This window comes from Roseibium sp. QJM3NY_11, from assembly GCF_056173175.1.
This window is the reverse complement of sequence record NZ_CM149660.1, coordinates 5,515,297-5,529,903: the sequence shown is the minus strand read 5'-3', so window position 1 is coordinate 5,529,903 and position 14,607 is coordinate 5,515,297. Positions and strand designations below refer to the sequence as shown.

The 14,607-nt window shown below is 63.4% G+C and carries 11 protein-coding genes; 7 read left to right on the top strand and 4 right to left on the bottom strand.

Annotated features, from left to right (window positions below):
* Positions 1-59: 59 nt before the first annotated feature.
* Positions 60-1,198 (top strand): IS3 family transposase gene (locus AC0VX3_RS25280; RefSeq protein WP_475522824.1). Its coding sequence is split into 2 segments (ribosomal slippage): positions 60-327 and positions 327-1,198, totalling 1,140 coding nucleotides; the frame shifts between segments, so codons are not numbered across the junction.
* Positions 1,199-1,488: 290 nt separating this feature from the next.
* Here the strand turns inward: AC0VX3_RS25280 and AC0VX3_RS25275 are convergent.
* The 3 genes from AC0VX3_RS25275 to AC0VX3_RS25265 all read right to left on the bottom strand — a co-directional run bounded on the left by AC0VX3_RS25275 (position 1,489) and on the right by AC0VX3_RS25265 (position 7,325).
* Positions 1,489-4,950, bottom strand: coding sequence for an error-prone DNA polymerase (locus AC0VX3_RS25275; protein WP_475522823.1), 3,462 nt, complete (start codon positions 4,948-4,950; stop codon positions 1,489-1,491).
* Between the two features lie 337 nt (positions 4,951-5,287).
* The gene (locus AC0VX3_RS25270) at positions 5,288-6,763 is read right to left on the bottom strand and encodes a DUF6504 family protein (protein ID WP_475522822.1); all 1,476 of its coding nucleotides are present in this window, start codon (positions 6,761-6,763) and stop codon (positions 5,288-5,290) included.
* A complete protein-coding gene (locus AC0VX3_RS25265; RefSeq protein ID WP_475522821.1) occupies positions 6,717-7,325 on the bottom strand; it encodes an ImuA family protein in 609 nt (202 codons plus the stop codon). The genes AC0VX3_RS25270 and AC0VX3_RS25265 overlap by 47 nt, the downstream gene beginning before the upstream one ends.
* A gap of 516 nt (positions 7,326-7,841) precedes the next feature.
* On the opposite strand from AC0VX3_RS25265, the gene AC0VX3_RS25260 reads away from it, so the two are divergent.
* The 4 genes from AC0VX3_RS25260 to AC0VX3_RS25245 all read left to right on the top strand — a co-directional run bounded on the left by AC0VX3_RS25260 (position 7,842) and on the right by AC0VX3_RS25245 (position 12,109).
* A complete protein-coding gene (locus AC0VX3_RS25260; RefSeq protein WP_475522820.1) occupies positions 7,842-9,152 on the top strand; it encodes an extracellular solute-binding protein in 1,311 nt (436 codons plus the stop codon).
* 135 nt (positions 9,153-9,287) lie between these two features.
* On the top strand, positions 9,288-10,169 hold the full coding sequence (locus tag AC0VX3_RS25255; RefSeq protein WP_475522819.1) for an ABC transporter permease subunit: 882 nt from the start codon (positions 9,288-9,290) through the stop codon (positions 10,167-10,169).
* A gap of 12 nt (positions 10,170-10,181) precedes the next feature.
* Positions 10,182-11,024: a sn-glycerol-3-phosphate ABC transporter permease UgpE gene (gene ugpE / locus AC0VX3_RS25250; protein ID WP_342891460.1), complete on the top strand. Its 843-nt coding sequence runs from the start codon at positions 10,182-10,184 to the stop codon at positions 11,022-11,024.
* Between the two features lie 8 nt (positions 11,025-11,032).
* Complete coding sequence (locus AC0VX3_RS25245) at positions 11,033-12,109, top strand: sn-glycerol-3-phosphate import ATP-binding protein UgpC (protein ID WP_475522818.1); 1,077 nt, start codon at positions 11,033-11,035, stop codon at positions 12,107-12,109.
* A gap of 66 nt (positions 12,110-12,175) precedes the next feature.
* Here the strand turns inward: AC0VX3_RS25245 and AC0VX3_RS25240 are convergent, their stop codons facing one another.
* A complete protein-coding gene (locus AC0VX3_RS25240) occupies positions 12,176-12,931 on the bottom strand; it encodes a helix-turn-helix transcriptional regulator (protein WP_475522817.1) in 756 nt (251 codons plus the stop codon).
* Positions 12,932-12,983: 52 nt separating this feature from the next.
* On the opposite strand from AC0VX3_RS25240, the gene AC0VX3_RS25235 reads away from it, so the two are divergent.
* Together AC0VX3_RS25235 and AC0VX3_RS25230 are read left to right on the top strand one after the other, a co-directional pair.
* On the top strand, positions 12,984-13,304 hold the full coding sequence (locus tag AC0VX3_RS25235) for a hypothetical protein (protein WP_342891457.1): 321 nt from the start codon (positions 12,984-12,986) through the stop codon (positions 13,302-13,304).
* A gap of 156 nt (positions 13,305-13,460) precedes the next feature.
* The gene (locus AC0VX3_RS25230; protein WP_475522816.1) at positions 13,461-14,597 is read left to right on the top strand and encodes a DNA alkylation repair protein; all 1,137 of its coding nucleotides are present in this window, start codon (positions 13,461-13,463) and stop codon (positions 14,595-14,597) included.
* The last annotated feature ends 10 nt before the right edge of the window (positions 14,598-14,607 follow it).

The following is a 14,607-nucleotide window of genomic DNA, read 5'->3' as shown; positions in this document are numbered from 1 at the left end:
GCTGGGATAAGTGGAATTTCTGCCTGTCTTTGGCTTAGATGCCGGAAACAGGAGAGACGATGACTAGACGACCGCGCCGGAACCACAGCCCGGCTTTCAAGGCGAAAGTGGCGCTTGCCGCGATCAGAGGCGAACAGACGCTGGTGGAACTGTCCCAGCAGTTCGACGTGCACGCCAACCAGATCAAGCAGTGGAAAGACCAACTCCTTGAGGGGGCGATGGGCGTTTTTGGCGATGAATCGAAGACGGAACCGGCGGGGCCAACCGTCGATGTCAAAACACTGCACGCCAAGATCGGGGAGTTGACGCTGGAGAATGATTTTTTAGCCGGAGCGCTCGGCAAGGCGGGATTGCTGGGCGGAAAGAAATGATCGACCGCGAGCATAAGCTATCCGTCGTGCGCCAGGCGAAGCTTCTCGGCTTCAGCCGTAGCAGTGTCTACTATTCGCCGCGTCCAGTATCCGATGGCGATCTGGCTCTGATGCGCCGGATCGACGAACTGCATCTCGACTATCCCTTTGCCGGAAGTCGAATGTTGCAAGGGCTCTTGAATGGAGAAGGGCTGGAGACTGGGCGGCTGCACGTCACCACGCTGATGAAGAAGATGGGCATCGAAGCGATCTATCGCCGCCCGAGCACCTCGAAACCAGCGCCAGGGCACAAAATCTATCCCTACCTCCTGCACAAGCTTTCGGTCACCCGGCCCAACCAGGTGTGGGCAATGGACATAACCTACGTTCCGATGGCTCGCGGTTTTGTCTATCTCTGTGCCGTTGTGGACTGGTTCAGCCGGAGGGTTCTGTCGTGGAGGCTGTCGATCACGATGGAGGCAGCCTTCTGCATCCAGGCAGTCGAGGAGGCACTGGCTCGCTATGGCAAGCCAGAAATATTCAACACCGACCAAGGTTCGCAGTTCACTTCCATCAACTTTACGGCGGTGCTGAAGAAAGCTGAGATCGCCATCTCGATGGACGGCAAGGGTGCGTGGCGGGACAACGTATTCGTCGAACGGCTCTGGCGTTCGATCAAATACGAGGAAGTCTACCTCCACGCTTACAAGACCGTGTCCGAGGCCCGCGCTGGCATCAGCCGCTATCTGACCTTTTACAATAGCCGACGCCCACATTCATCCCTTGACCGGCAGACGCCGGATCAGGCCTACTTCAACGCGCTGACGCCGATGATGGCGGCGGCATAATCGAGGCGGAAATCCACTTAGCAAAACGCCCCGATCTGTTCAGACAAACCGAGCCAGCTCTATAATCTCTCCGTCATACTTTCTCTAAAGTTGCATGTCTTTTCCGGCTCGTCGAGGCGCATGCACCAGTATCAACGATGATTTCCTAGTTTGGTGAGCCGTCGATTGCGTATCGCTTATACTTCCAAATTGTCCATAAGATGGGCAACGTCTGCTTTGGTGCTACTGCACAGGAAGGCGGCCAGCGATGCAAACGACCGCCCCCCCCCCCCCCCGCCCATTCTCCCCCCTCAATGAAAATCCCGGCTCGGAAACAGCCGCTTCGCCTGTTCTCGCGGATGCATCGCCCTTGGCCTGGGCGGAGGCTTCATGTGCACCGGGACGTCGTCGGTCTTGGGCGTCGTTTGCCCCAGGACGTCATCGTTCGGGTGGCCCAGTAGAGACAGGTCGCCGGAGCGGTCTTCGATGGTGTCGGCGATCAGGTGGACGACCTGGCCTTCGCGCTCCAGGCGCCCGGTGACCTTCAGCAGGCGGCCGCCGAGGACGGTGGGGCGGAAGCGTTCGTAGATCTTCGGCCAGACGACCACGTTGCTGACCCCGGTCTCGTCCTCCAGGGTCAGGAAGATCACGCCTGAGGCGGTGCCCGGCCGCTGGCGGGTGATCACAAGGCCGCAGACGGAGACGCGGCGGGCCTCGCGCGGGGAGAGAGCTGCGAGGCGATCGTGCGGGGTCAGGTGCGGGATATGCGGGCGCAGCAGCTCCATCGGATGGGCGCGCAGGGTCAGGCGGGTGGCCAGATAATCCTCGACCACCTCCTGGCCGAGATGCATGGCCGGCAGATGAACCTTCGGCTCGAAGATCGCCTCGCCGTCGATCGGGTCGTTGAACAGCGGCAGCGGTTTCGCCGAGCGGATGGTCTTGACCTGCCACAGCGCCGCGCGCCGGCTCAGCCCCATGCCGGCGAAGGCGTCGGCCTCGGCGAGGCGCTCCAGGGTGGCGGGGGCGACGCCGGTCCTGAGCCACAAGGTCTCGGTGTCCGGATAGCCGTTGCCGCGCGCGGCAACGATCCAGGCGGCGTCTTCTTCCCTCAGGCCCTTGATCTGGCGAAAGCCCAGCCTGAGCGCCAGCGCGCCGTCGCCGCGCCGCTCCAGCGTGCAGTCCCACAAGCTGGTGTTGACGCAGACGGGCCGGACCTCGATCTGGTGGTCGCGGGCATCGCGCACGATCTGCGCCGGGGCGTAAAAGCCCATCGGCTGGGCGTTCAGAAGCGCGCAGGCGAACTCCGCCGGGAAGTGGCATTTCAGATAGGCCGAGACATAGGCAAGCATGGCGAAGGCCGCCGCGTGGCTTTCCGGAAAGCCGTATTCGCCGAAGCCCTCGATCTGGCCGAAGCAGTTCTGCGCGAACTCAGGTTCGTAGCCGCGCGCCAGCATGCCGGAGATGAATTTTTCCCGGAGCTGGCCAATGGTGCCCATGCGCCGGAAGGTCGCCATGGAGCGGCGCAGCTTGTCGGCTTCCGACGGGGTGAAGCCGGCGGCGACCACGGCGATCTGCATCGCCTGCTCCTGGAACAGCGGCACGCCGAGCGTCTTGCCGAGCACCTCCTCCAGTTCGCGCGAGGGAAACACGATCTTCTCCTTGCCCTGGCGGCGGTTGATGTAGGGATGCACCATGCCGCCCTGAATCGGGCCGGGGCGCACGATCGCCACCTCGATGACCAGGTCGTAGAATTCGCGCGGGCGCATGCGCGGCAGGAAGTTCATCTGCGCCCGGCTTTCCACCTGGAAGACGCCGATGGCATCGGCCACGCACAGCATGTCATAGGTGGGCGTGTCGGCCTGGGGCACGCTCGCCAGCGTCAGCTCCCGGCCGTGATGGTCCCGCAGAAGGTCGAAGCACTTGCGGATGCAGGTCAGCATGCCGAGGCTGAGCAGATCGACCTTGAGGATGCCGAGCGCGTCGATATCGTCCTTGTCCCATTCGATCACGGTGCGGTTTTCCATGGCCGCGTTCTCGATCGGGCAGAGCGCGTCGAGCCGTCCCCGGGTGATCACGAAGCCGCCGACATGCTGGCTGAGATGCCTCGGGAAGCCGATGATTTCCCGGATCAGCTCGATGGTCTGGATGACGCGCGGATTGGCCAGATCGAGGCCGAGTTCCTTCACCCGCGTGTCTTCGGGCCCGCTGTTCGAGCTGCCCCAGATCTGGCCGGCCAGGGCGGCGGTGACATCCGCGTTCAGCCCCATCACCTTGCCGACCTCGCGGATCGCCGCGCGCGAGCGGAAATGGATCACCGTGGCGCACAGACCGGCGCGGTCGCGGCCGTATTTTTCATAGACATACTGGATCACCTCCTCGCGCCGCTCGTGCTCGAAATCCACATCGATGTCGGGCGGCTCGCCCCGGTGTTCGGAGATGAAGCGTTCCGACACCATGGTGATGGTCTCCGGTCCGACATCCGTGATGGCGAGGGCGTAGCAGATGATCGAATTGGCCGCGGATCCCCGGCCCTGGCACAGGATCTGCCGGTCACGGGCAAAGCGGATGATGTCGTGGACGGTGAGGAAATAGGCGGCGAATTTCAGCTTCTTGATCAGCGTCAGTTCCTTGTCCGCCAGCTCTGAGGCGCGCTGGGGCACGCCGGCCGGATAGCGGCGCTCCAGGCCCTCATAAGTCAGCCGCTCCAGCCGTTCCTGGGGGCTTTCGCTGCCCAGGGTCTCGTCGGGATATTCATAGGACAGCTCGGAAAGATCGAAGCTGCAGCGGGTGGCGATCTCGAGGGTCCGCCGCAGCGCGGCCGGGTGGTGGCGGTAGAGCCTTGCCATGTCGCCGGGCGCCTTCAGCCGCCGCTCGCCGTTGGGCAGGGCACGGGTGCCGATCTGATCGATGGTGCAGCCTTCGCGCAGGCACGTCAGCACGTCGGCCAGCCTGCGCCGGCCGGCATGGTGCATCATCACGTCGCCGACGGCGACCATCGGCGCGGCCAGCGAATGGGCGGCGGCCGCGCAGGCGCGGAACCAGGTCTGGTCGGTGCCGTCATAGCGCGGCGCGGCGCCCAGAAACACATGGCCCGGCGCCTCCTGGCGCAGCGTGCGGATGTGGTCCCTGGCCGTCTCACAAAGCCCCCTTGCAGGATCGGACACCTGTGGCAGGGCGATCAGGATCAGGCCCTTGCAGGCCGTCCGCAGATCGGCGGTCTCCAGATGGCAATCGCCCTTGTCCGCGCGCCGCTTGCCGAGCGTCAGCAACTGGCTGAGCCGCTCATAGGCCGCCCGGTCCGTGGGCAGCGCCACCCAGTCGACCGGGCTGCCCTGAAGCACGAGCCGGGCGCCGACAATGAGCCGGGGAAGCCGGGGCGGTTTCACCGGCCCAGGTGTTGGCCCGGGTGTTGGCCCCGGTGTTGGCCCAGGTGCCGGCCCAGATGCCGGCGCAGGCAGGGCCAGGGCAAGCGGCGGCGCGGCGGTGGTGACCTGGCGGGAAGACGGGTCGGTCTGCGCATGCGAGCGCACCGGCACGCCTTCCTCCGCCGCTGCACGCCGGATCTCCTTCAGCGCCGAATAGGCGCGCACCACTCCGGCCAGCGAATTGCGGTCGGTGATCGCGACCGCCTCCAGCCCGAGCGCGGCCGCCCGGGTCACCAGTTCCTCCGGATGGGACGCGCCGCGCAAAAACGAGAAATTCGAGGTCACGACGAGTTCCGCATAGCGCACCGGCTCCGGGCGGAATGTGCCGGGGAGGGGTTCAACGCTCATCGGCGTGGCTCCTGCAGCACGTGGTCCAACCGACAGGTGTGCCCAACCCGTGGCGCCGCCCCGGCCCTGAGCCGGGGCCTGCCCGAAACCGGGGCTTGACGAGGTCCCGGCTCAAGGCCGGGACGGCGGGGTGGCTGTGGCGTGGCGCGGCGGCTCCGTTCTCCTCCGCTGTCATCCCGGCCAAGCGCCAGCGCAGAGCCGGGACCCACTCGCCCGCCCGCTTGCCGAAGCTGGAGTGAAGGACCCTGATCGCGCCGCTCTGCAAATGAGTGGGCCCCGGATCTCCGCTCCGCTGCGTCCGGGGTGACACGAGGAGGGTCAAAGCGTGCGGGTCCCATCAGGCGAATTCCCCCTGGACGAACCATCCCGGGTTCTGCTGCGCCTGGGGGGTGTGAAACAGCCACAGGCGCCGGCCCTCGCCGGTTTCCACGCGCCAGTAATCGCGCAGGCCGCCGCTCCAGTCGGCGTCGTTTTCCCACCAGGCGGGGGTGATCCGCTCCGGCCCCTCCGCCTCCAGCACGCTCAGGGCGCGGCCGCGCCAGCGGAAGCGCCGGGGCGGCTCGAAACCGGAGCCGGAAATGGGTTCGGGGGCAAACAGGCGGATCGGCCGCGGGCGATGGTGGGGCCAGCCTGGTGCCGGCCGGCTGTGAGCGGCGGGCACCAGCTTGAAGCTGCGTTCGGGAATGTGGCTGTCGACCGGCTGGAAGCGCAGGATGTTGTCGAGCCCCACCCGGTTGCCGAGCTGGGTGATCAGGTCGTCGAGACCGTCCTTCTCCAGCCCCTCGGAGCGATCCAGCTGGCGCATGCCGAGCGGCTCGACCGCGATTGCCTCCAGCCGGATCATGTCGATGCCGTAGCCCGCGTCGACCGTGCTCACCCCGCGCTCGAACAGGGCCAGCAGCCGCGCGCCGTCGCGCATCGGCCGGGCGAGCTTGAGTTCGACCGACCGGTTTTCCTGGTCGACCCGGCGGAAGGTCAGCTTCAGCGCGCGGGCGCCCTTCTGCGCCGCGTCCAGCCGACGGCACAGGTGGTCGGTGAGGCGGCGGGCGGCGGCCATGACGTCGTCGACAAGGCCGATCGGGTCGGGCAGGGTGATGCGCACCGCGAAGATCCGGTCTTCGCTCAGGGGGGAGATCTGCTCGGGCAGGGTCCCCAGCGCCTGGTCGAGACGGGTGAGCACCTCCCGGTCATAGCGCCGGGCGACGGTGGCGCGCGGCAGGTTGTAGAGATCAGACACGGTGGCGATGCCGAGCCGTTCCAGGCTGGTGCAGGTCTGGTCGGCAAGGCGCAGGGCGGACAGCGGCAGCGGGCCGATTCGCGATAGCCTTTCGCCGGGCGGGGCGATGCCTTCGGAAAACCGGGCGAGCGCCCAGGCGGTGCCGGGCGTGTCGGCCAGGCCCAGCCGGGCGGTGAGGCCGGCGCGGGCAAGCCGGGCGCGGATGTCGTCGAGCAGCGGTTCCTCGCCGCCCATCAGATGGGCCGAGCCGGTGATGTCGAGAAACAGTCCGTTGCGGCCGTCGAGACCGATCCAGGGGCAGTAGCGGGTCGCCCAGCGGGCGAGCACTGCCAGGAAGCGCTGATCAGTGGCGGGATCGGCCGGCCGGGTCAGCAGGCCGGGGCAGAAGCTGCGCGCATGAACCAGCGTCATGCCGCGGGAAAGGCCGAAGCCTTCCGCGCGCGGGCAAAGGTCGTAAAGGCGTTCGGAGTTGCGGTCGAACAGGCTCAGCGCGAAGGGCGCGTCGACGGGGCGGGCGCGCAGGGACCGCTCAGCCGCCAGCCTCGGAAACCACAATGATACGATGCGACGCTGCATCCCAACGGACAACCCATTCCGACAATGTTCCTATTTTGTTCTTTATAAGCGACCAGCGCCAGTGAGTCGAGTCATGGCGGTTTTGACGAGGGGTGGCGGACAGCGGGCCTGAGGGCGCCGGAACCCCCGTGCAGCGCCAGCGGGTTTCGGCGGCATTGCTGCCCGCGCCCTCCGCGATCAGCAAGAGCGCGGTGGTGCCGCCGGCTTCCGCGGCCAGTTGCAGCCGCCGTCCTTCCGTCAGGCCGATGGCGCCGGAAACCTCGGCCACCACTAGCCCGGCGGCGCCGGACCTCAGCGCCGTCTCCGCGCTCGCCAGAACGTTGAGCGGGCTGTCGGCGCGGGTGACGAGCAGCCTGCCGGGATCACAATAGGGGACGAGACCTTCCGGGTTGACGGTCGGCCGCCGGCGTTCGGCAATCCACACCACGGCTCCCGGCGTAGCCTTGTCCATGTTCGGGGCCGCGCCCGCCGCAATGGCGGCAAAGGCCAGCGCGCCGTCGCCGCAGATCTCGTGGGCACGGGCGGTTTTGGGCGGATAGACGGAGGTGAAGGACAGGGACATGCGGCGCCGGGTCGTGAAAACACGGCCCGAGCTTAGCCGAAGCCCGGCGATTCAGGAACCGGGCATATTTCACACTGCAGGCACGGAGCCGAAGCAAATCATGTCCCTGGAATATCAGGCGGGCCGGTTGCTGCCGGATCCGTCACCCCCGATCCGCCACCATGGGTTCATGTGAGCCGCCTAACAGTCTCCAGAACAGATCCCGAAACCGCACTGCCGCGCGTGTCGCGGCGCGCGCGGACATGGACGTGTGCAACCGTTGCATGCCGCCCCTCTGTCGAAAATATGGTCTCATTTTTGACTGAGGACGGGGTTTTGACGATTTTATCCCGTTTCCCCTTGCGGACGCGGTCTGGGCGTCTTTTAATGTTCATATGAGCGTCACATAACGTTCATATGAAAACAATACGAAACGCAGGCGTTACCGTTCCTGGTGCCGATGAAGCCATTTCGGCGCCGTGAAAAAACAAACTGCTGACCGGGGCGAACCAGCCCTCGACATGGGAGCAAATGAATATGGCTTATCGCAAGACCGTCGCCAGCCTTGTTGCTGCGGCTGCCCTTCTGGGCACTTCCTCCGCATCTTACGCCGCGACCGACATTTCCTGGTGGCACGCCATGGGCGGCCGTCTTGGCGAAGTCGTCGTTGACATCGCCAACGGTTACAATGGTTCCCAGGACGTCTGCCAGATCACTCCGGTGTTCAAGGGCACGTACGAAGAAACCCTGACAGCGGGCATCGCCGCATTCCGCGCCGGCGAACAGCCGAACATCCTGCAGGTCTTCGATGCCGGTGCCGCCACCATCATCGGTGCCAAGGGCGCTGTCATCCCGGCCCAGGACATCCTGGAAAACGCGGGCGTTGCCTTCGACATCGAAGATTACATCGACGGTGTCCGCTACTTCTACGCCGACAGCGACGGCAAGATGATCGGCATGCCGTTCAACTCGTCCACGCCGATCCTCTACACCAACGAGGATGCCCTGAAGAAGGCCGGCGTCGAAGCGCCGAAGACCTGGGAAGAGTTCGAAGCCATCGCTCCGAAGCTGAAGGAAGCCGGTTACGTGCCGCTTGCGCAGTCTCATCTGCCGTGGATCTTCACCGAGAACTTCAAGTCCCGTCACAACCTGCAGTTCGCGACCAACAACAACGGTTACGACGGTTCGGAAGGCACCACGCTTGTCTTCGGTGAGCCGATCAAGAACCACTTCACCAAGGTGAAGGGCTGGCTGGACGACGGCCTGTTCGGTTACTACGGCACCGGCTGGGGCGACAACCAGACCCCGTTCAACGAAGGCAAGGTGGCCATGTGGCTCGGCTCTTCGGGGTCCTTCGGCGGCATCTCCAAGACCGTCGAATTCCCGTTCTCCGCGACCTACCTGCCTTACTGGGACGCTGTTGAAGGCGCCGGCACGGGCACGTTCATCGGTGGGGCTGCCCTGTTCGCCATGTCCGGCAAGCCGGACGAAGAGAACAAGTGCGTTGCCTCGTTCTACCAGTACCTGACCTCCCCGGAAGTCCAGTACATGTGGCACAAGGAAACCGGCTACGTGCCGATCACCAACGCTGCCTATGAGCTGGCCAAGAAGGACGGCTACTACGAAAGCACGCCGGCCGCCGAAGTCGGCATCAAGCAGCTGACCCTGCCGGGCGGCGAATGGACCAAGGGCTACCGCATGGGCTTCTACGTCCAGATCCGCGACGTCATGAACCGCGAGTACGGCAAGATCCTGTCCGGTGACACCTCCGTTGAAGACGCCTTCGCCACGATCGAGGCGGACGGCAACAAGCTTCTGGAGCGTTTCTCCAAGACCACCAACAACTGATCGCCAGTTGATCTGATCCCGATGGGGGCGCCCCCTATTCCCAGACAGGCGCCCCCATTCCCATAAAAGCGAAGCGGGCAGACCGGACAACCGGTGGCCCGCTTCGCCCGTTCCCGGTGGTCGAGACGCAATCCAATGAAAAAAGTCCACTTCAAGTCCCCGTGGCTGCCCTATCTGCTGCTGTTGCCGCAGCTCGGCATCGTGACGGTCTTCTTCCTCTGGCCGGCCGCCGAGGCGGTCGAGTCGTCCTTTTATCTTGAAGATCCGTTCGGCTTCGGCTCGACCTTTGTCGGCCTGGACAACTTCACGGACACGCTGACGTCCACCGACTATGGCCGCACCGCGCGGTTCACGGCCGTGTTCACGTTTTCCGTGACGCTGCTGTCACTGGGCCTTGCCCTGTTGCTGGCGGTCAAGGCCGACAAGGTTCTGCGCGGCGCGTCCTCCTACAAGACCCTGCTGATGTGGGTCTACGCGGTCGCGCCCCCGGTGGCCGGTCTGATCGGCGTTCTCCTGTTCGACCAGCATGTCGGCCCGATGGTCGATTTCTTCGCCCTGTTCGGCTGGCAGATGCAGATCGGCGTCAACTACTTCGATACCAGCTTCGCGATGATCACGACGGCGGTGTGGAAGCAGATCCCGGTCAACTTCATCTTCTTCCTGTCCGGCCTTCAGGGCATTTCCAAATCCGTCCAGGAAGCGGCCAGCATCGACTGCCGGTCCGGCTTCCGCCGGTTCTGGACAGTCACCTTTCCGCTGCTGGCGCCGACCGGGTTCTTCCTGCTGATCATCAACATCACCTACGCCTTCTTCGACACGTTCGGCATCATCAACGTCATCGTGAAGAACGAGCCCGGCAACAATCCGGTGACCCTTGTCTACAAGGTCTATCTGGACGGCTTCCGCGGCAACGATCTTGGCGGGTCTTCGGCCCAGTCCGTCATCCTGATGGCCATGGTCTTCGTCCTGACAATCATCCAGTTCCGCCTGATCGAGCGGCGCGTCCACTACACCTGATGGAGGTCTGAAATGAAACGACTGCAGATCTCGGACCACGTGATCCTTCTTCTCGGTGTCTTCTTCATGGTCACGCCGGTCGTGCTGGCATTCCTGACCAGCACCCACGATGCGCTGACCGTCTACAAGCAGGGCATCCAGTTCACGCCCGGCGGCAAGTTTCTCGAGACTTACGAGAAGGTCCTGTTCGAGGCAGGCGGCTTCACCAAGGAAGTCGACGGCTTCGTCATGCTCAAGAATTCCATGATTCTCGGCTTCGGCTTCGCCATCGGCAAGATCGTCATTTCGATGCTGGCGGCCTATGCCATCGTCTATTTCCGCTTCCCTTTCGCGACACTGTGCTTCTGGGTGATCTTCGCCACCCTGCTGCTGCCGCTCGAGGTGCGCATCCTGCCATCCTACGAGATCGTTCAGAAACTCGGCATGGTCAACACCTATTCCGGCCTGATCGTGCCGCTGATCGCCTCCGCGACGGGCACCTTCTTCTTCCGCCAGTTCTTCATGTCGGTTCCCGACGAGTTGCTGGAAGCAGCCAGGATCGACGGTGCCGGACCGTGGAAATTCTTCAAGGATATCCTGGTGCCGATCTCCAAGACGATGATCGCGGCGATCTTCATCATCATGTTCGTATACGGCTGGAACCAGTATCTCTGGCCGACCCTGATCACCACCGACGAATCCCTGTTCACCCTGGTGCGCGGCATCAAGCAGATCCTGCAGGTCTGGGTGGGCGCGCAGATTCCGGCCTTCAACGAGGCCATGGCCCTGGCGATCCTCGCCATTGTGCCACCGGTGCTGATCGTCGTGGTCTTCCAAAGCTGGTTCGTCAAAGGGCTCGTCGAGAGCGATAAGTGAGGTATTGAATGTCAACGATTACTCTCGACACCGTCCGGAAGGTGTATGCGGGCAACGTGGAGGCCGTCAAAGGCGTTTCCATCGATATTGCCGACGGCGAATTCATCGTTCTGGTTGGCCCGTCCGGTTGCGGCAAGTCCACCCTGCTGCGCATGATCGCCGGTCTGGAGGACATCACCAGCGGCGAGGCGAAGATCGGCGAGCGTGTGGTCAACAATGTCGACCCGGCCGATCGCGACATCGCCATGGTGTTCCAGAACTACGCGCTTTACCCGCACATGACGGTCTACAACAACCTGGCCTACGGTCTCAAGAACCGGCGCATGGACAAGGCCGAGATCGACCGCCGGGTGAAGGAAGCCGCCCGCGTGCTGGAAATCGGCGACTATCTCGATCGCAAGCCCCGGGCGCTGTCCGGCGGCCAGCGCCAGCGTGTCGCCATGGGCCGGGCCATCGTGCGCGAACCGGCGGCGTTCCTGTTCGATGAACCGCTGTCCAACCTGGATGCCAAGCTGCGCGTGCAGATGCGTGTCGAGATCAAGCGCCTGCAGCGGGCTCTCGGCACCACCAGCGTCTACGTGACCCATGATCAGCTGGAAGCCATGACCCTGGCGGACCGGCTGGTGGTTCTCAACGGCGGCAACATCGAGCAGATCGGCGCGCCGATCGATGTCTACGACAAGCCGGCGTCCACATTCGTGGCCAGCTTCATCGGTTCGCCGGCGATGAACCTTCTGCCGGTGAAGACGGATGGTTCTGCGCTTGCGCTGGAAAACGGCGACGGCCTGTCCGGCAACAATCCGAAGGGCATGGACCGATACATGATCGGCATCCGTCCGGAGCATCTGGCTGTGGTCGACGGTCCCGCCGGCGGCGAGGGCATCGATCTTGAGGTCACGGTCAACGTGCTCGAGCCCGTCGGCGCGGAAAGCTACATCTATGCCAGCTTCGCGAGCGGCGGACCGGAAATTGTCGTGCGCGTATCGAGTCATGCCCGCCACGAGCCCGGCGAAACGCTCCGCCTGAAGGCGCAGCCGCAGGACGTGCATTTCTTCGACGCTGGCACCGGCCGCCGGATCGACTGACACGCCCGCGTCCGGCGGATCCTGCCGAAACCGAACAGGCCACTCCGGGCAACCGGGGTGGCTTTTTTACGGGCGTATGACATCCAGATTCTTCAGCGTCGCGTCGAACTGATCGATCCCGATGACAGTGAACCTTGCCTCCAGCATTGCCGCTGCTTCGATCCGATCACACCTGAAAGTTCGAATTGCCCCTCTCAACTGGTCAAATGCCAGCACATACCAAACGGGACTGTGCAGCAGCAGGTAGTGCGGTTCTATGGTGCGTCGCGTAACCCGGCCCTCGATTGACCTGTAGGAGATCTCGAGAAGGTGCCGGGTGACAAAGGCCTGATGAAGCTCCTCGACCACCGGCTGACCAGGTGCCGAAAAGGCGGACAGGACCATATGCGAGGCCGCTTCTCCAACCCGGATGCGGGACTTGATGTCCGAGATGTCGTTCTTCAGCCTGGGTGAGAAGGACGCAAGCAACTTGCGCCGTATGGGGGCCAGTTCAGCCATGAAGAAAGGTGACTTCATCTGTTCCGCGACCGCCAGGCTCACCAAAAGGTCGATTGCTTCCGAATAACTGAAATTCACGCGTCCGATGCCCCAGCTGCTGTGCAGTCTGACACCACCTCCCCGTCCGCGATCGGCCTCAATGGGCAGGCCCTGGTCGCGGAGAACCTGGATGTCACGAGAAAGGGTTCGACTGCTGACGCCGAGTTCATCCGAGAGACCCGTGACTGTCAGGGCTTCATCCGACTTGAGCCGGGCGCTTATCAGCTCCAGACGTTTCATGCGTTCGGTGGTGGAACTCTTGGGCATCGAATAAATAAGACACATAATGTCATATTTATCCATAGGGTTCTCTCATCAACAACTCTAGGAGACAAAAATGTCAGAACCCGTAACCGTTCTCGCCCCCATCAAGCTCGCGTCCGGCAAAACGGAAACAGACTTGCTGGAGGCCTCCAGCCGGTTTCAGGAGAACTTTGTCAGGCATCAGAACGGTATCCTTCGGCGTGAGCTCGTGCGTACGGCAGAAGGCCAGTATCTCGATATCGTGCAATTCCGCAGCGCCGACGATGCGGAAAAAGTCATGGAGGCGGAAAGATCGTCTCCTGACTGTATGGAGTTCTTTTCCATGATGGACTTGTCCGACGTGGATATGGATGCCGAGATGCCGATGTATCGTTCGCTGGCGACTTATAGCTGATCGCCGCAAACACCAATGACCGGCCGGCAGCGTGTCTGCCGGAGCGGTTTCATTCCGTGCTTCCTGACGGTGCTTGTCAGGAGCTTTCCTGCAAGGCTCTGGAACCGAAGGCCAGGCTCTGGCACATGGATGCCTAATCGAACATGGGAGCTGTTGTTGGAACCGTTCAAAAACAACATTTCGCCAGAGCTGGCGCGCTGCATCGGCGGGCATATCGTCCGGCATCTTGATGGTTTCGACCGCCGTGCGTTTGAAACGGACATCCTTGCCGAGCTCGAAACGCTAGAGCTGAAGCAACGTGCGGCACTGATCGCGAAGGTCATGGACCAGCATCTGCCGGATGGCCTCGGCCAACGCTTCGCCGTCTTGCGAAAAATGCTGCATCCGATGACAGAAGTTGCCTTCGACCGCGGCAGCGACGAACACGGCATCCGCGGCTGGGGCATGATGCCGCTCGGCATGGTGGTCTCTGGCTGCGGTCTCAACGATTACGAAGCATCCTTCGCGCTTCTGAAGGAGATGACCCGGCGCGCGACGGCGGAGTTCGATGTGCGTCCCTTTCTGGACATGGATCAGGACAAGGCGCTGGCGATCATGGCGCCCTGGGTGACCGACGACAGCGTTCATGTGCGCCGGCTGGTCTCGGAAGGCACGCGCCCGCGCCTTCCCTGGGGCTTGCGGCTGAAAAAGTTGGTGGCCGATCCTTCCCCCACCTTGCCTCTCCTGGAAGCGCTGAAGGACGATCCGGAGGACTATGTCCGCCGCTCTGTCGCCAATCACCTGAATGACATTGCCAAGGACCATCCGGACCTGGTGGCGGAGATCGCCGTGCGCTGGCTGAAAGATGCCGACAAGAACCGGGAAAAGCTGGTCCGCCACGCCTGCCGTTCGCTGGTTAAGCAGGGCCATTCTGCAACGCTTGCTGCCTTTGGCCTGAACCTGCCGGAGATTCAAGTCGACGGGCCGCTTATCACGACCGAAAAAGTCGAGTACGGCTCGGCGCTCGGCTTCCGGATCAACCTGACCTCAACCGGCAAGGCGCCGCAGGAGCTGGTGCTCGACTATCTGGTGCATTTCAGGAAAGCCAACGGGTCGCTCAGTCCCAAGGTGTTCAAATGGACCAAGGTCAGCCTTGCCCCCGGTGAAACCCTGTCTCTCACCCGCAAGCATGCCATCAGGCCGATCACCACGCGGGTCTATTATGGTGGCAGCCAGGCCGTCAGCCTCAGGATCAACGGCCAGGACTTCGGCTACGCGGAGTTTGAGCTGGTGATGGCGGACGCGGGGGACTGATACCCGGGAG